At 62.9% G+C, this 16,438-nt stretch carries 17 protein-coding genes and 1 tRNA gene; 8 read left to right on the top strand and 10 right to left on the bottom strand.

Annotated features, from left to right (window positions below):
* The first annotated feature begins 4 nt into the window (after nt 1-4).
* Nucleotides 5-949, top strand: coding sequence for a serine O-acetyltransferase EpsC (gene epsC, locus BM222_RS21410; protein ID WP_092231556.1), 945 nt, complete (start codon nt 5-7; stop codon nt 947-949).
* Here the strand turns inward: epsC and BM222_RS21405 are convergent.
* The 4 genes from BM222_RS21405 to BM222_RS21390 are packed head-to-tail and all read right to left on the bottom strand — an operon-like array spanning nt 946 to nt 4,662.
* The gene (locus tag BM222_RS21405) at nt 946-1,812 is read right to left on the bottom strand and encodes an ABC transporter permease (RefSeq protein ID WP_092231553.1); all 867 of its coding nucleotides are present in this window, start codon (nt 1,810-1,812) and stop codon (nt 946-948) included. The genes epsC and BM222_RS21405 overlap by 4 nt on opposite strands.
* Entirely contained in the window at nt 1,805-2,665 is an 861-nt protein-coding gene (locus BM222_RS21400; protein WP_092231550.1) for an ABC transporter ATP-binding protein, read from the bottom strand. The genes BM222_RS21405 and BM222_RS21400 overlap by 8 nt, the downstream gene beginning before the upstream one ends.
* Nucleotides 2,662-3,720 (bottom strand): ABC transporter substrate-binding protein, encoded by a 1,059-nt coding sequence (locus BM222_RS21395; protein ID WP_244547202.1) that lies wholly within the window; start codon nt 3,718-3,720, stop codon nt 2,662-2,664. Before BM222_RS21395 ends, BM222_RS21400 begins: the two co-directional genes overlap by 4 nt.
* A 15-nt stretch (nt 3,721-3,735) precedes the next feature.
* The gene (locus tag BM222_RS21390; protein WP_092231885.1) at nt 3,736-4,662 is read right to left on the bottom strand and encodes a TauD/TfdA dioxygenase family protein; all 927 of its coding nucleotides are present in this window, start codon (nt 4,660-4,662) and stop codon (nt 3,736-3,738) included.
* A gap of 505 nt (nt 4,663-5,167) precedes the next feature.
* On the opposite strand from BM222_RS21390, the gene BM222_RS21385 reads away from it, so the two are divergent.
* The 4 genes from BM222_RS21385 (at nt 5,168) to BM222_RS21375 (ending at nt 8,365) form a co-directional block, all read left to right on the top strand.
* Nucleotides 5,168-6,511: an LLM class flavin-dependent oxidoreductase gene (locus BM222_RS21385; protein WP_092231882.1), complete on the top strand. Its 1,344-nt coding sequence runs from the start codon at nt 5,168-5,170 to the stop codon at nt 6,509-6,511.
* A gap of 39 nt (nt 6,512-6,550) precedes the next feature.
* On the top strand, nt 6,551-7,366 hold the full coding sequence (locus BM222_RS21380) for a MetQ/NlpA family ABC transporter substrate-binding protein (RefSeq protein ID WP_092231547.1): 816 nt from the start codon (nt 6,551-6,553) through the stop codon (nt 7,364-7,366).
* 269 nt (nt 7,367-7,635) lie between these two features.
* Nucleotides 7,636-7,800, top strand: a complete 165-nt coding sequence (locus BM222_RS41200) for a hypothetical protein (protein WP_177243355.1) — start codon at nt 7,636-7,638, stop codon at nt 7,798-7,800.
* 55 nt (nt 7,801-7,855) lie between these two features.
* A complete protein-coding gene (locus BM222_RS21375; RefSeq protein WP_092231544.1) occupies nt 7,856-8,365 on the top strand; it encodes an Lrp/AsnC family transcriptional regulator in 510 nt (169 codons plus the stop codon).
* Nucleotides 8,366-8,395: 30 nt separating this feature from the next.
* On the opposite strand, the gene BM222_RS21370 is transcribed toward BM222_RS21375, so the two are convergent.
* Nucleotides 8,396-9,370: an alpha/beta hydrolase gene (locus BM222_RS21370; protein ID WP_092231541.1), complete on the bottom strand. Its 975-nt coding sequence runs from the start codon at nt 9,368-9,370 to the stop codon at nt 8,396-8,398.
* A 383-nt stretch (nt 9,371-9,753) separates the two neighbouring features.
* Here BM222_RS21370 and BM222_RS21365 point away from each other — a divergent pair, with 383 nt between their 5' ends.
* Complete coding sequence (locus BM222_RS21365; protein ID WP_092231538.1) at nt 9,754-10,599, top strand: helix-turn-helix transcriptional regulator; 846 nt, start codon at nt 9,754-9,756, stop codon at nt 10,597-10,599.
* Nucleotides 10,600-10,827: 228 nt separating this feature from the next.
* On the opposite strand, the gene BM222_RS43355 is transcribed toward BM222_RS21365, so the two are convergent.
* The 3 genes from BM222_RS43355 to BM222_RS21350 all read right to left on the bottom strand — a co-directional run bounded on the left by BM222_RS43355 (nt 10,828) and on the right by BM222_RS21350 (nt 11,864).
* Complete coding sequence (locus tag BM222_RS43355; RefSeq protein ID WP_092231535.1) at nt 10,828-11,010, bottom strand: helix-turn-helix domain-containing protein; 183 nt, start codon at nt 11,008-11,010, stop codon at nt 10,828-10,830.
* Nucleotides 11,011-11,388: 378 nt separating this feature from the next.
* Nucleotides 11,389-11,463, bottom strand: a tRNA-Glu gene (locus BM222_RS21355).
* Nucleotides 11,464-11,519: 56 nt separating this feature from the next.
* A complete protein-coding gene (locus BM222_RS21350) occupies nt 11,520-11,864 on the bottom strand; it encodes a hypothetical protein (protein WP_092231532.1) in 345 nt (114 codons plus the stop codon).
* Here BM222_RS21350 and BM222_RS21345 point away from each other — a divergent pair.
* Complete coding sequence (locus tag BM222_RS21345; protein ID WP_092231529.1) at nt 11,863-12,870, top strand: RluA family pseudouridine synthase; 1,008 nt, start codon at nt 11,863-11,865, stop codon at nt 12,868-12,870. The genes BM222_RS21350 and BM222_RS21345 overlap by 2 nt on opposite strands.
* 218 nt (nt 12,871-13,088) lie before the next feature.
* Nucleotides 13,089-13,988, top strand: a complete 900-nt coding sequence (gene rpoH, locus BM222_RS21340; RefSeq protein WP_092231878.1) for an RNA polymerase sigma factor RpoH — start codon at nt 13,089-13,091, stop codon at nt 13,986-13,988.
* Between the two features lie 175 nt (nt 13,989-14,163).
* Here rpoH and BM222_RS21335 read toward each other — a convergent pair whose 3' ends face one another.
* Together BM222_RS21335 and BM222_RS21330 are read right to left on the bottom strand one after the other, a co-directional pair.
* The gene (locus tag BM222_RS21335; protein WP_177243354.1) at nt 14,164-14,787 is read right to left on the bottom strand and encodes a peptidoglycan recognition protein family protein; all 624 of its coding nucleotides are present in this window, start codon (nt 14,785-14,787) and stop codon (nt 14,164-14,166) included.
* Nucleotides 14,788-14,824: 37 nt separating this feature from the next.
* On the bottom strand, nt 14,825-16,036 hold the full coding sequence (locus BM222_RS21330) for a GGDEF domain-containing protein (protein WP_092231522.1): 1,212 nt from the start codon (nt 16,034-16,036) through the stop codon (nt 14,825-14,827).
* Nucleotides 16,037-16,438: the final 402 nt, after the last annotated feature.

Here is a 16,438-nt window from a genome sequence, read left to right as displayed (position 1 = left end):
CAGCATGAAGCACGAACTCCCCCGCGACCCGTCGGACGACAGGAGTTCCGATAGCTCGAGGCAGAAGCGCTGGCAGCTCGAGCAACTCGTCGCCGCACTCCGCGTCTCCCGGGAGGAGACCCACAGCATCCGCCGAGATGGCGAGGCTCGCCGCGCACCGTCGCGCGAGGCTCTTCAAGCTATACTGGATGGCCTGACCGAAGCGCTATTCCCCCGCCATTACGGCCAGTTCGACCTCGACGGCGAGAACATCGACTATTTCGTCGGTAACCGCCTCAGCGTAGCGCTCGACGGCTTGTGCGACCAGATCCACCGCGCCGCGCTCTTCATCGGTGACGAACTCACGGCCGGCTTCCGACGTGAGGATGCAATCGAGCTGACGCGCCGGTTTGCGTCGGAGCTTCCCGACGTGCGCGGGCTGATCATCAGCGATCTCCGCGCCGCCTTCGTCGGCGACCCCGCCGCCAGGAACTTTCCGGAGATCCTGATTGGTTATCCCGGCATGACCGCGATCATCCACCACCGGCTTGCGCACATTCTCCATCAGCTTGGCGCGCGGCTGGTTGCGCGGCTGGTCGCGGAGATCGCGCACACAAGGACCGGCATCGACATTCATCCCGGCGCCAGCATCGGGTCCGGCTTCTTCATCGATCACGGCACCGGCGTTGTGATCGGCGAGACCGCCATCATCGGCGAAAATGTCCGCATCTACCAAGCCGTGACTCTCGGTGCGCGCCATTTTCCAACTGACGATGACGGCCATCTGATCAAGGGCGACGCCCGGCATCCGGTCGTTGACGATGACGTCGTGATCTATGCCGGCGCCACCATCCTCGGGCGCATTACGATCGGCCGGGGCTCGACCATCGGCGGCAACGTCTGGGTGACCCAGGACGTGCCGCCGAACAGCATCGTGACGCAGGCTACCGCCCGCAACAAGCCGGGTTAGATGGCCGGCGCCTTCCAGCGCATCAGGCGGCGCTCCAGTGCCTCGAGGATGGCGTTGAAGGTGAGGCCGATCACGGTGATTCCGAGGATACCGAAATACATCTGCGGGATCAGGAAGCTGTACTGGCTGTTGATGATGAGATAACCGAGCCCTGATTTCGCACCGACCATTTCGGACGCGACAAGGACCAACATCGCCGAGGCGCTTGCCAGTCGAATGCCGACGAAGATCGTCGGCAGCGACGCCGGCAGGATCACTTTCCGGAACAACTGGCTTGGTGTCGCCCCCATCGTCCGCGCGGATTTGATCAGGAGCGGATCGACCTGGCGGACGGCCGCGATCGTATTGAGCAGTAACGGCCAGGCGCAGCTGTAGACCACCATGGTGACCTTCGAGAGCTCGCCGATCCCGAGCAGCAGGATGAAGACCGGCAGCAGCGCCAGCGGCGCGGTGTTGCGCGCGATCTCGATGATCTGGTTCAGGAAATCGCCGAGCCGGGCATACCATCCGGTGACTAATCCCAGCGGCACTACCACCGCGACCGCGATCAGGAAGCCGCTCAGCGCGCGGAGCAGGCTTGCGGTAACGTCATCGTAGAGCTCGCCCGACTGGGCCAGCTGCCAGCCTGCCGCGATGACCTCCGAGAAAGGCGGCAGGAACGTCACGTCCACCACCCCCAGCCGCGGCACGATTTCCCAAACGGCCAGGAACAGCAGCACCAGCAGCGACCGCTGTCCTATCGCGCCGAACGACCGCGCAAGGCTGCCCGTCGCCGCAGCGAGTGCGCCGGCGCGTTGCCTTGCCCGATACTTTGGGCTTCCCTCGGCGAGTTCGAGCAGCGTCAGAAGCTCCAGATTAGACATGCGCCAACTCCTTCGCTCTCGCTGCACGCTCGCCATCCGGCGCTGGTACCTGTGAGCCCTGTGCCCTCAACACTTCATCGCGCAGCAAGGACCACACTTCGTGTCTGACCTGCCCGAACTGCGGCAATGAGCGGACGTCCTCGGTCTCGCTGTGTAGCTCGGCGGGAATGTCGACGATCTGCTTGATGCGGCCCGGGCGCGAGGTCATCACCGCCACGCGCTGGCCGAGCACGACGGCCTCGTCGATGCCGTGCGTGATGAACAGGATGGTCTTCCCGGTGCTACGCCAGATCCGCAACAGCTCGCCTTGCAGCGTCTCTCGCGTCTGTGCATCGAGCGCCGCGAACGGCTCGTCCATCAGCAGAACCTCGGGGTCGTAGGCAAGGCTGCGCGCGATCGCGACGCGCTGCTTCATGCCGCCAGAAAGCTCATGAGGGTACCGGTCGGCGAAGCCTGACAGACCGACGAGATCGAGATAGTGCAGCGCCCTCTCCCGCCGCTCCCTGGCTTTCAGGCCGGCGATATCCAGCCCGAACTCGATATTCTGTGCGGCCGTACGCCAGGGAAACAGCGCGTATTGCTGAAACACGATGCCGCGGTCGCGCGCAGGTCCCTCGATGACATTGCCATCGAGCAGGATGCGACCGCTGCTCGGCGCCGTGAGGCCGCCGAGCAGATCCAGCAAGGTCGACTTGCCGCAGCCGCTCGGCCCGACCAGCGCCAGGAATTCGCCGGCGCGAACGTCCAGCGTGATATCGTCGAGTGCGGTGAAGCTCTGCGCCGGCCCGCCATCCTTGCCGCGAACCAGGAATTCCTTGCGCACATGCTCGAAGCGGATCTTGGCTGTCGTCATTTTGCCTCCGCGGTTTTGCCAGGGCGGAAATAGTTGAACTCGTTGGTGTAGAGGTCCGAGGGCTTGAGCTGGTCCTGCTTCAGCAAGCCGTCCTTGACCAGCCAGTCGATCCACACCTGGAGTTCGGCATCGCCGATCACCCCGCCCTTGGTCGCCACGCCGGTGCTCCTCCAGTACTTGATCGGCGTTGCGTCCTCATTGCGCTTGCGCTCGGCGATGATGCGCTCGAAGCGGGCGCGGACCTCTTCCGGCGGCGTCGTCTGCGCCCAGGCGATGGCACGGGATACGCCCTCGATCAGCTTGCGGGAGGTGTTGGGGTTGTCCTTGATGAACTTGTCCCGCAGCACGTAGGACCCGCCGGTGAAGTTCCCGAAGATGTCCGTGTCTGCAAACAGCCTGCGGATGCCGCCGCGTTCGAGCGCCTTGTCGCGCAGAATACCGTTCAGCGTGGTGACCTCGACCTGTCCCTGCCGCAACGCCTGCTCGCCGGTGACAGGCGGGATCGCGACCAGCGTCACCTGTTTTGCCTCCGCCGGCGTCAGGCCGTTGCGGGCGAGGTACTCGCGCAGCACGAATTCGAGATGCGCCCCCAGCGTGTTGACCGCGACCTTCTTGCCGATCAGGTCCCGCGCGGTCCTGATCGGACTGTCCTCCGTCACATAGTAACCATTGTAGGTGTTCTCGTCCGAGCCGTAATAGCCGACCACCGCCTTGATCGGCGCCTTGGCGGCGATCAGCTTGATGATGGCGCCATAGAACGCGCCCCCGATATCGATGTCGCCAGTGACCACGGTCTGGATGTCCTGCGGACCGCTGATGGTGTTGCCGACCCATTTGAGCTTGAGCGGTGCGAGATAGCCGAGATCATCGGCCAGCTCAATGAAGGTGACCTGCCCGGCCCAGCCCTGATAGCGGATCTCGGTCTTTTCGAGCTGCGGCTCGGCCAGGGCGCTCCCGGCGAGAGCCGTCAGCCCAAAGGCGGCCAGCGCGAGTTGCCGGCCCCTTGTCCGTAGGCCGGCAACCAAGTGGCGCAGCGCTGAGATGGTGATCTTCATTGTGTTCTCTCCTTCTCAGGCGGCCTTCGCCTGCGGCTTCGCCGCCTTGACGCGAGTGACGCTGCTCCGGCCGTCGATGCTGACAGGCACTTCGCCGTCGATGGTGGCGCGCCGGACCACGCGGTGCTGGTCGCCATAGTCGTTCACGGCATAATGCTGGGTCGCGCGGTTGTCCCAGATCACCACGTCCCCTTGCCGCCAGTTCCAGCGCACGGTGTTCTCCGGCGCGGTGATGTGCGACTGGAACAGGTCGAACAGCTTTTGGCTGTCGTATTTCGACAGTCCGACGAAGCGCTGGACGAAATTGCCCAGCACTAGCGTGCGCTCGCCGGTTTCGGGATGCACCCGGACGACGGGATGCTCGGTCTCATAGACCGTCGCCGTGAAGACCTCTTCGAATTGCTTGCGGTCGGCTTCGCTTGCTCGGGTCTTGACCGCATAATCGTAGGCATTGCTGTGCACCGCCCAGAGCTCGTCCGCGAGCTTGCGCAGCGGCGCCGGCAGATCGAGATAAGACGTTGCCGTATTCGACCAGATCGTGTCGCCGCCGAACTCGGGGATCACGACGCCGCGTAGAATCGAGATCTTCGGATAGGCGTCGACGAACGTGACGTCGGTGTGCCACTGGTCGGCGCGACCCCCTCCGCGGGCGGAGTCGAGTTCGAGGATCGAGGCCGTGCCCTTGGTGGCACCGACCGTCGGATGCGGCACCAGCTTGCCAAGCCGATGAGCGAAACGCTCCTGCTCGGCATCGTCGAGATGATCTTGGCCACGGAAGAAGATCACCTTGTGCTCGAGCAGCACCTGGTTGATCGCCGCAATCGTCCGATCCGGCAGATCGCCTGACAGCTTGATGTTCCTGATTTCGGCGCCGATACGGGCCGATCGCTTGACGATATCCGAACGCGGAATGACGTTGTCGATGGTGATTCCGTCAGTCATGTCATCTTCCCCGAGACCGCGATCCGTTTGGACAAGGCTCCGCCGTTCGTCGATCGCAGTTGCGACGGCGGAGTGAAAGACAGTGATGATGGTGATGCCCCGCTTGCGCGATCGCCGCCGGCTCTGGAGGCGATCGCATCTGACGGGATCTTTCCGCAGTAGCCGCATCGATGCGGACTCGCATTCAGTCAGAGGATGCTAGCTCAGGGCTTTCGGAATTGGCTTCCAAAGTTTGAACGGCGGGGGGAATAGTTGCATTCGCGAAATCCGCGACAGCGAAATGCAGAACCACTCTCGTCGTGATTGCGCCATATCGTGGTCATGGCGACGCTCGTCAGGACAGCCATAAGCTTACTGACCATCGATCGCACCGCGCATGATCTCCATTTACAGGCTTTCTCGCAAGTTCATGCTCGCGCACATCTCAACAACGCAAATCCATTCCATCGACAATCGAGCGAGGCTCGACATAGATTTTGCACAGGCCGATCACGGAGCATTTCGCATGAGCAATCGACGGCAACTCGCTCTCAACCTCTTCATCTATCCCGACGGCCATCACGAGGCAGCCTGGCGCTACAAGGGCTCGGCGACGGAACGCGTCCTCGATATGCGTTATTATCAGGAGCTCGCGCAGCGCGCCGAAGCCCACAAGTTCGATGCGGTGTTCTTCGCCGACGGCCCGGTGCTCGCCGACAATGTCCGCTACGCCCAGCGCTTCCGCTTCGATCCGATCACGCTGCTGACGGCGATCGCCGCCGCGACCAAGAGGATCGGCCTGATCGGCACAGCCTCAACGACGTACACGGAGCCCTATAATTTGGCCCGCCAATTCGCCTCGCTCGACCATTTCAGCGGCGGCCGCGCCGGCTGGAACATCGTCACGACAAGCAGCCCGCAGGCGGCGCAGAATTTTGGATTGCCCGAGCACCCACCGCATCACGAGCGCTACGAGCGGGCGCGCGAATATCTCGACGTCGTCACCCGACTTTGGGACAGCTGGGAGGACGATGCCGTCGTCAACGACCCCTCCTCCGGCGTCTTTGCCGAGACCGCCAAGATCCACGCCATCAAGCATATCGGCAAGCATTTCCGCGTGCGCGGTCCGCTCAACATCCCGCGGTCGCCGCAAGGGCGGCCGGTCTACGTGCAGGCCGGCTCCTCGGATGACGGCCGCGCCTTCGCTGCGCAATTCGCCGAAGCCATCTTCACCGCGCATCAGACGCTCGCCAGTGCCCAGGAGTTCTACGCCGATATCAAGAAGCAAGCGCGCCAGTTCGATCGCAGCCCGGACCAGATCAAGATCCTGCCCGGCATCAGCCCCTTCATCGGCAGCACGCAGGCCGAGGCCGATCGCCTCCAGGACGAGTTCAATGAGCTGATCCAGCCGGAATATTCCCTCACGCAGCTACGCCAGATGATCGGCGTCGATCTCACCGGCTACGATCTCGAGGGGCCGGTGCCGCGCCATCTGATCGACACCGCCAGTGCGCGCGGCGTCGCCAGCCGCTTCAAGCTGGTGGTCGACATCGTCGATCGCGAGAAGCCGACGATCCGCCAACTCGTCCAGCGCCTCGCCGGCGCGCGCGGTCACTGGGTCATTGCCGGCACGCCGGAAAAGATCGCCGACAACATCCAGACCTGGTTCGAGAGCGGCGCGGCCGACGGCTTCAACGTGATGCCGCCGTGGCTGCCCGGCGGCTTCGATGCCTTTGCCGAGCAGGTCGTCCCGATCCTGCGCAAGCGCGGACTGTTTCGCGACGACTATACCGGCACGACGCTGCGCGAGCATTACGGCCTCGCCCGCCCGGCGAGCATCTACTCGAACGAGGTCAAGGCAATTGCCTGACACCGTTCTCCCCTCCAAAATGGAAAATCGTAAGAAGACATGAAGACCGCGTTGTTTCTGCTCTCCGGCCTTTTGGCTCTCTCCCCGCTCGCCGCCGAAAACTCCATGGCGCAGCAACCCGCCAAGCCCGAGCTGCGGGTCGGTTTCGTGCCGGGGCCGTACATCGATGAGTTCAAGATCGGCGTCGAGCCCGAGTTGAAGCAGAAGGGCTACAAGATCCGCTACGTCGAATTCTCGACCGGCCTTGAAGCCAACAACGCGGTGTTCAAGTCCGAGATCGATGCCAATGTGATGCAACACACGGTCTTCCTCGAGTCCTACAACGAGCGCCAGAAGACTGATCTCGTCGGCATCGTCCACGTGCCGACGCCGCCGATGGGCCTCTATTCGAAGAAGCACCCGCTGGGCACGCCGATCAAGCCGGGCTCCAGCGTCGCGGTGCCGAACGATCCCGTCAATCTGCAGCGTGCGCTGTGGGTGCTGCGCGATCTCGGCCTGATCGAGATCCGCGACAGCAAGCCGGTCGACGTCACCGAGCTCGATGTCATCAAGAATCCCGGCGGCATCAAGCTGGTCCCGCTCGAGGCCGCACAGGCGCCGCGCGCGCTCGACGACGTCGACTTCGCCGCCATCCAGGGTAATTTTGCGATCTTCAGCGGGCTGAAGCTGACCAATGCCTTCGCGCTGGAGAAGATGACGACGCCCTACATCAACGTGCTCGCGGTAAAGAAGGCCAACGCAAATGCCGACTGGGCCCAGGACATTGTCGCCGGTTACAAGTCGCCGGCGTTCAAGACGGCGATCCGGACCGATCATTTCTATGATGGGTTCACCCTGCCCGACTACATGAAGTGAGGGGATCGCAGCGCCGGTTCCATGCAGCCCTTGCGGCACGTCGACGTGCTCGCGCTCCTCACAAATGACTGATCCAACGCTCCCGCCCGGTGTACCGCATGAAAATCGTTCCTTGCGAAACGTCGCCATGGAATTTTCTGCTCGGACAGATGACAGCGTCAGTGCGATCCAACCAAACTGATCGTCGCCAAAGCCAGGCGATGTTCAACGTCTTGTCGCCCGTGATAGCCTTGCGGAGTTCTCGCCCTACAATGTTGTCCGGAGTGAACATGAGCTACATCGTCTCGCTGCATCTAAGCATCGCCAGCTGGCTCGAACAGGCACGCGGATGGTTCCAGCGCTCACTGCGGCCACAGACGGGCGGCCCGAACAATGAACCAGGCGGCCATCAGGACGACCTTTACGAGATCTTCCTGTTCGGACCTCACGGCTGAGAACTCTGCGCTAGCGCCGGCCCCAAGCTTCCACTGACACAAAGGTAATCAGACAATGACCGACGCTGCGTTGCAGCTCGCCGAGACTGGCCGCCGCCTTGATGCCATCGACCGCAAGATCCTGACGGTGCTTCAGGAGGACGCCTCGCTCTCGGTGGCCGAAATCGGCGATCGGGTCGGCCTGTCCTCCACGCCGTGCTGGAAGCGCATCCAGCGCCTGGAGGCCGACGGCGTGATCTTGAAGCGCGTCGCCCTTGTCGACCAGAACAAGATCGGCCTCGGCCTTTCGGTGTTCGTCTCGGTGGAAAGCTCCGATCATTCTGACGCCTGGCTGAAGCGCTTCGCCGCGGCGGTCAGCGCCATGCCGGAGGTGATGGAATTCTACCGCATGGCCGGCGACGTCGACTACATGCTGCGCGTCGTCATTCCGGACATGCCGAGCTACGACGTGTTCTACAAGAAGCTGATCCACGCCGTCCCGCTCAAGAACGTCACCTCGCGCTTTGCGATGGAGAAGATCAAGTCGATCACGGCCCTGCCGGTGCCGCCGGTTGCGGTGGACTAGGAGGGAACGGCGAGCGGTACGCCCGAGAGATTACCGACCTACGAAATCTGCGATTTCGTGCAGCGCGTCCTTCGCTTCCGGGAACAATCCAAGGAACGCGTGCCAGACGTGGGGGAGGTCCGGCCAGATGCTGAGAGTGGTCTTCACACCTGCCTCATCGAGACGAGCCGCGAATGTCCTACTGTCGTAGCAAAGAGTTTCGATCGCGCTTGCCTGCAAGAGCGTCGGCGGAAACTTCGCCAGGAGTTCGCGCGGTGCATGCATGGGCGAAACACGATAGTCCGATGCTTTGTCGTTTGGGCCGAGATAAGCAACGATGGCCGCAGCCAGGGATTCGGGGGTCACGATCTGGTCATCAATACCGATGCGCTCGATCGGTGACAGATTGTCGAGCGTCCCCGCAATCAGGACGAGACGATCTGGAAGCCGGCCGCCCTTGGCTGCCAACTCCAGACAAGTCGCCGCAGCCAGATTTCCGCCTGCGGAATCGCCGACCAAGCTCAGATGGATAGCCTGATCGTCAGCGGGCTCGCAATTCCGGCCACCACCAGGCCCATTGGACGCGGCCCAGCGGACAGCGCTAACGCAATCCTCCAGTCCGGCGGGAAATCGGTGTTCCGGCGCCAATCGATAATCGACGACAAGAACGGCCGTCCCAGTCAGGCGGGCAAGGGTTGCGGTCACGTCCCGGTAGTCGCTCGGCGAGCCGCCGACCCAGCCGCCACCGTGCGTGTAGACAATCCGGCGCGCGGGATCAAAATTTGCCGCGATCACCCACTCTGCAGCTGGTCCGCCCGCATTGACCGGCACGAAGGTGACGCCGTCAAGGCTCGGCGCCGGACCTACATCACCATAGCGTGGCATCAGGGCCCGGATGACCGCGACAAACTGCTGGAGCGGATCGGACAGAGCGCTCAAATCCGCCGAAGCTGCGAGCTCGGCCAGGTGCGAAAAGGCGCGGTCCAGCTCGACCCGGCGCGGTCGCAACGCAACAATTTCGTTCATCAGGTCGCTCCTCGGCTTCCGTTGTATTGCGCCAACCTAAGTTATCGATCGCTGTCGGACACGGACCGAAAGATGCGCATGAGGGGGACCAGATCGGTCAAGCCGATTGATTGGACGCGCACGACCAAATTGCGAGCGGGGGCGTTAGCTAGTAGAATCGGTCTCGCAAACCGTCCCATCGGGACACGTCATGCATCACTGGATGCCGCTCGACTGGGTCACCCGCCACGTCAACGGAGCAGTCCGCCAAGGACTGACCTTCGAGCATCTCATGGCGGCGTCGCGGATCGAATTGCGCCACGGCGACAATCGCGACATTGTCGGCCCTGCACAGTACCTGTTGTTATGTATGAATACCGCGCTCGGTGTCGACGACGCGGCGCATGGACTGGCGCGCACGCATCGATCCGGTTTACACCGCACTCGGACTCCGCATAGCGCTTGGCTGCGATACCCTGGAGGAGGCTATCCTCGCGGTCGCGCAACTTTATCGCGCCGCGTCCTGTGCCGTTCACTTCGAGCTGAAGGCGAAGCACGATGTCGCTGTCGTGAGTGTCCACGCCGAGTCCCTTCGGGGTTCCGACGCGTTGCTTCTCGAAGACATCTATCTCAGCTGGATATTCATGCACTGTATGTACTTTCTAGGCGGAGCAATGCCGGTCACATCTGTATCGACCCGGGATCCCCTTCACTTCTGCCTGGACGGTAAACATTTCGCCATCGATGCTCCCGTGCGACATGGCACGGTCACGGGAATGCAGTTCCCCCGCGCCCTGCTTGGACGCCGAAGCCTCAACCGCGCTGGCGCCAATCCGCACTGGGAATGCTTCCGCCTGTGGCTCGATTTCATCGAACATCGAGGTGGCGCGACTGAGCGCAACGCGTTGTGCGATCTCGGCGGCCTGCGCATGAAGGAAATGGCGGTGCGAGCCGGCGTGAGCACTTCAACAATGCGGCGCCGGTTGTTGAGCGATGGCGGCTTCCGCCAAGCGCGCGAGCGCAAATTGGTAACGGCCGCCGTGGACAGGCTGCGTAACAGCGATGAAAGTGTGGAATCGATTGCCGCGGAGCTTGGTTATTCCGACGCACGAAGCCTCCGCCGCTTCCTCAAGGCGACAACCGGCGCGACGCCGCAGCAGCTTCGTATGGCAGTATTCTCCCCGCAACCAGACGACAGGGAGGCACGAGTGCGCCTGCAGGAAATCGGCGCGGCGATGGCTCATGCCTGAGCGAACCAGACAGCGCTTTGCTAGACCCCGAATCTGAAGCACATCGACGCGGACCACTGGAACGAGCGCTTCGGCAGGGATTATCGGATCCTCAAGGGCCTCGACCAGCTTCGCTGGCGGCCTTTTTCTTCTGTCAATCTCACCTCAGGAGGCGGTCGCCCTTGCTCGTTCTCGCGCCTCGCGAGCGCGACGTGCTGCTGGGGGTTGCTCCCTTAAGTCGCACGTGGATTAGTTCGCCATGTTGGTGTCAAGGATCGCCAGAAGTGAGCGCACGACTACTAGTCGCCGACGTCCGATCGTTGTCGTGGCGATATGGCCAGTTTCTATCAACTCGTAAAGCTTCGTTCGTCCTAAGCCGGTCACTTCGCATGCATCATCAATCGTGCAGGTGAGCCGCTGTGTGAACGGCATCGTGCTCGGTTCTGCGACGTTCGGAGCGGATAGACGGGCCTGTGATTGTTGTTCGCCAGCTTTCTCTCGCCGATTGTATCTCACGTGGCCCTCCTGTTCGCACAGAACTCGACAGGACAAGAGTTGATTGTGCGACGAGCAAGGTCAATGCATCCGAGGGCGCTGGCGTACGACAGCGCACGTCAGCGGCGGTTTGAGTATTTCCGGACACCAAGGGTGAAGGGGAAATTTTTCGCGAATGCGCCAGCGACAATGAAGGCATCGCGCCTGGGGCTAGTCGCCTATTGTCTGCGGCAAATTCCGCAAGCGTCCGCCGCTGTTCACCAGCGTCTTAGTCCACGAACGGGGCGTGATTGCTAGCTAAGTGCCTGAATTTACTGGCGCTCCCTAGGGGAATCGAACCCCTGTTTCAGCCTTGAGAGGGCCGCGTCCTAACCGCTAGACGAAGGGAGCGTGAGGGCTAGCCAATAACCTCGAAATTTGTCCGCTGCAAGGACCGAACTGCCGTTTTACGGCTCATTGGCAAATTTCAGCTTTCCGACAGGGCTCAAGGTGTGGGCGTCGAAGGTGCGGATCTCGATGACGCCGCCGATATCGAGCGTGACCAATAGGCGATCGCCGGCAATCCCGGTGGAGACGATTCTGGCCCCCTTCGGCAGCGTCGCGGTGACGTCGCTCCCGGCATCAGGCGCCCTTCCCTCCGACTTGAAAAGGCGGTAGCCCACCGCGATCAGGACGGCGCAGATGGCCAGCGCCGAGGTCAACCCCGCGATCAGCATCATCCGCCGCACCCGCGCAAACAGCGCGGCTTGCTCGGGGCTCGGTTCGGGAACAGCGGTATCAGACGTCGTCATGGAAAGTTTTGGCTCTGCGCAAAGGTTGGAAGTCGTGGTCGAGGGCGACGAGGGCTCGGCCCGGCTCGACCGCGTGCTGGCGGCGCGCCTTCCCGACCTGTCGCGATCAAGGCTGAAAGCCCTGATTTTGGCGGGCGCCGTGCGCCTGAAGGCCGCCGAGGTCCGCGACCCCGCTTATCACGTCAGTTCAGGCGATACGATCATAATCGACGTGCCGGAGGCGGCCCCGCCGGAGCCGAAGGGCGAGGATATCGCCCTCGATATCGTGTTCGAGGACGACGACATCGTCGTCATCAACAAGCCGAAGGGCCTGGTGGTGCACCCTGCCGCCGGCCACGAGACCGGCACGTTGGTGAACGCGCTGATCGCCCATTGCGGTACCTCGCTGTCCGGGATCGGCGGTGTGCGCCGGCCCGGCATCGTGCACCGGCTCGACAAGGACACGACAGGGCTGATGGTGGTCGCCAAGAATGACCTCGCGCACGCCTCGCTCACTGCCCAATTCGCCGACCATGGTCGCACCGGGCCGATGCGGCGGGGCTATATGGCGTTCGCCTGGGGGCTGCCCGGCCGCCATCGCGGCACCATCGATGCGCCGATCGACCGTCATCCCCATGCGCGGGAAAGGATGGCGGTGCGCCAGGGCGGCCGCGAAGCGGTGACGCATTGGGAGCTTTTGCAGAGTTTTACCGGACGCGATGGCAAGCCGGTCGCGGCGCTGCTCGCATGCGAGCTTGAGACCGGCAGGACCCACCAGATCCGCGTCCATCTCGCCCATATCGGCCATCCCCTGATGGGCGATGCCGTCTATGGCCCGCATTTCAAGACCAAGGCGAACCAGCTGGGCCAGCAGTCGCAAGGCGCCCTGACGGCGCTTGGACGACAAGCCTTGCATGCATATTTGCTGGTACTTGAGCACCCCCGAACCGCAGAACTTCTTCACTGGGAGGCGGGCCTGCCCGAGGATTTGCTTCTCCTCGAAAGCGTCCTGAAAGCGGCGCTATGACGCAGGGACTTTGAGAAAGTCCTTACCTTACAAAAAGTTATAGCAGCCACACGGGGACGTGACGTCAGCAATCCTTCCCTTTTTGTCTCCTCATGGAGTATATTGCGCCTGCGTTGGAAGTGACCAACGTGGAACATCGCAGCTACGACCGGCTTTAACCAAGCGGTCGTCTGCCTGGCCCGCCGCTATCGGGGGCCTGAACCTTGGAGGGCTTCAACATGGCCCGTACCGCTACTTTGCCGGTCCTGAATGGGGAATCCGGCCTTTCTCGCTACCTGGGCGAAATCCGCAAGTTCCCGATGCTGGAACCCCAGCAGGAATACATGCTCGCCAAGCGCTGGCGCGAACACGATGATCGCGACGCTGCGCACCAACTCGTCACCAGCCATCTCCGGCTCGTGGCCAAGATCGCCATGGGCTATCGCGGCTACGGCTTGCCGATCTCCGAGGTCGTCTCGGAAGGCAATGTCGGCCTGATGCAGGCGGTGAAGCGTTTCGAGCCCGAGAAGGGCTTCCGTCTCGCCACCTACGCGATGTGGTGGATCAAGGCGTCGATTCAAGAGTACATCCTGCGTTCCTGGTCGCTCGTGAAGATGGGCACCACCGCGAACCAGAAGAAGCTGTTCTTCAACCTGCGCAAGGCCAAGAGCAAGATCAACGCGCTGGATGAGGGCGATCTTCGCCCCGACCAGGTGAGGGTCATTGCCAAGCGCCTCGGCGTCACCGATCAGGACGTGATCGACATGAACCGCCGCCTTGGTGGCGACGCGTCGCTCAACGCACCGATCCGCGACGACGGCGAAGCAGGCGAATGGCAGGACTGGCTGGTCGACAATTCGCCCAACCAGGAAGCCATGCTGGCCGAGCACGAGGAATATGACGAACGCCGCGACGCCCTGAACGGCGCCATGGGCGTGCTCAACCCGCGCGAACGCCGCATCTTCGAGGCCCGTCGCCTCGCCGATGAGCCGATGACGCTGGAAGACCTTGCCGCCGAGTTTGGCGTGTCGCGCGAGCGCGTCCGCCAGATCGAGGTCCGCGCCTTCGAGAAGGTGCAGTCCGCGGTCAAGGGCACAATTGCAAAGGCCGAACAGGCGGCGCTGGAAGCCGCGCATTAAGCGCGGGTTTTCGAGCGGCAGATATTGGCGGATCGACAAGACAGGAAAAGCCGGCGGCAACGCCGGCTTTTTTTGTTGTGTGTGATGAGCTCGGCTTGTTCGGAATTGCCCCGGGAGCCAGGATTGATCCGGCGCTTGTTCGGCTGGATGACGCAGCCGGTATAACGCGCTCTCGTTACTCTCCCCAGGTCCTCGCCAGCGTCGCGAGCCAGCAGCCTTCGCAATAGCGGGCGTCCTTGTAGTCGATCCAGTTGTGGGCATAGACGTGGTCGAGCGGGATGCCGTAGCGCGCGCGCAAGACCTGGACCAGGATCTTCCAGGCCGCGACCTGGGCCGCGGTCGGGCCGATCGTCACATCCGGATAGTTGCCGGCGAACTCGACGCCGATCGAATTGTCGCGCACGACCTGATGATAGGTCAGGCCGTTGTCGATGTATTTGTTGTCGTTGCGGTTGGCGCCGTCGGTATGGGTCGGCACCAGATTGTCCGCGACCGACCAGTAGACCGTGCCGTCGGTCTCGACCCAGACCATCACGCCGCGCCGGGTCGGATTCTTCGACTGCGCCTCGGCGCCGCCACGCGCCGAGCCCGTCGGCCCCTCGGTCTGGTGCACGATGATGTTGCGCCAGGCATGCGCGCTCGCGACATCGCCCCACGGCGCGAGCCAGACGATCTTCAGTCCGGGAAAGTCGGGCGTGCCGGTGCTACGCGCCAGCCTGGCGAGCTCGGCGTCAATTGCATCGGCAGGGGCGATCAGAAGGAGGGCGGCGAAAACCGCCGCGAGCAGGCGAGGCATCATCAGAGGCGTCCAACAACGAACCCCAACCTAGCAGGGTTTACGCGATTTTGCGCGAGACCTCGACGTCACAGGCCGGTTCGGGCGAGAGCGGAGGGGCCGGATCGTAGATCGCAAAATCGTTCTTGCCCTTTTTCTTGGCGGCGTAGAGCGCATGATCGGCGTGAGCGATCAGCCTGTCCGGGAATTGGCTGATGCCGCGGTCCCATTCCGCAACGCCGATCGAGATCGCGATCGGGATGTCGTTGCCGGTGCAGCCGGCGGCATCCTTGCGGCACACATCGAGGATACGGCGGGCGATCAGCGCCCCCTCGCGCAAGGAGGAGGACGGCAGCACGACGCAAAACTCGTCGCCACCGGTGCGCGCGAGCATATCGCCGGGCCGCAAGCGCGTCTGCGCCATCAGCGTGAAATGCTGGAGACAGCCATCACCCGCCGCGTGGCCATAGGTGTCGTTGATGGTCTTGAAGCCGTCGAGGTCGATCACCAGCAGCGAAAACGGCTCGCCGCTTCGCTCCGAACGGGCGCATTCCTCGGACAGGCGCTGCAACAAATGCCGACGGTTGGCGACGCCGGTGAGATCGTCGAGCAGAGCGAGGTCGGCAACCTCGTTGCGCAAGCGGTCCATCGCCATCAGCAGGAAGCCGAAATTGAGCGTCATGGTCAGGAACAGCAGCACCAGCACCATGACGGCATGGGCCTGGCTGCCCGCGACCGCCGAGAAATCGCCGCCAAGCGAATTGCCGACCGCACGCGCCACGAAGATCGCGATGATCGTGAGAATGACGATGCCGGACAGCCGCGCACCCGGGCTGGCGCGGCCTTCCGACGGCGACAGCAACGGACGCAGTGACAGCATCAGCGGCAAGCCCTGCCCGACCGTGTAGCTGAGCATGCGCAGCTGCAACTGGTCGAAGCCGATCTTGAACAGCGCGACGCCGGCGAGGCTCGCGACAGCAGTGCCGGCCATGAGGCGCAGATGGACCGGCCGGTCATAGAAACGCTGAATGCCCATGGCGGCGAGGCAGCTCGCCGCGATGATGCCTGCAGCGCCTAACAGAAGCGGCAGCGGAGACTCGGTGAACAGGCGGATCAGCGCCGTCATCGCGCCGGCCGCACCGACGAAGGCCGACGCCATCCAGTACCGCGCCGCCTCGAATTTCGGATAGGAGCGCGTCACGTAAGCCCAGATCAGGCCGAGCGCGGAGAAGTTGACGACGAACACCATCCAAAGCGTTGGTACGTTCAGCATGGCGCAAGCGGCGCGCCGATCGTCCCGCCCCCTGTCTCCGGCAGAAGTTCGTCCATGACCCGTCCCCGTGTTCTTGCGGAGGATCATGCGCGGGTTGCACTTAACGGAACCTCACTGCGATGGTCGAAAGCGCGCCTTTTGGTTTTGGATTCATGAACGCCGGTCTCGATTATCGGATCGTTAGGCACGTCCGATCACGCGGTGCGCGGTCGAGTCACCGCGCCTCGCGATGCGGATTCGCGGGCTAAAATCACCTGAAAATGCATCTGAGCTGTGGATAAGCGGATGACGCAGATGTGACAGCACGGGGCAGCACCGCGCGAATCTGCTGAGTTTGTCATCGAGGATGTTGCGAGGCTGGCCCTCCGCCGAGCGTTCCTCGTGTCGCGTTTAACCATGAAC

The organism is Bradyrhizobium sp. Gha (assembly GCF_900113735.1).
Lineage (GTDB): Bacteria > Pseudomonadota > Alphaproteobacteria > Rhizobiales > Xanthobacteraceae > Bradyrhizobium.
This window is presented reverse-complemented; position numbering and strand designations above follow the sequence as displayed.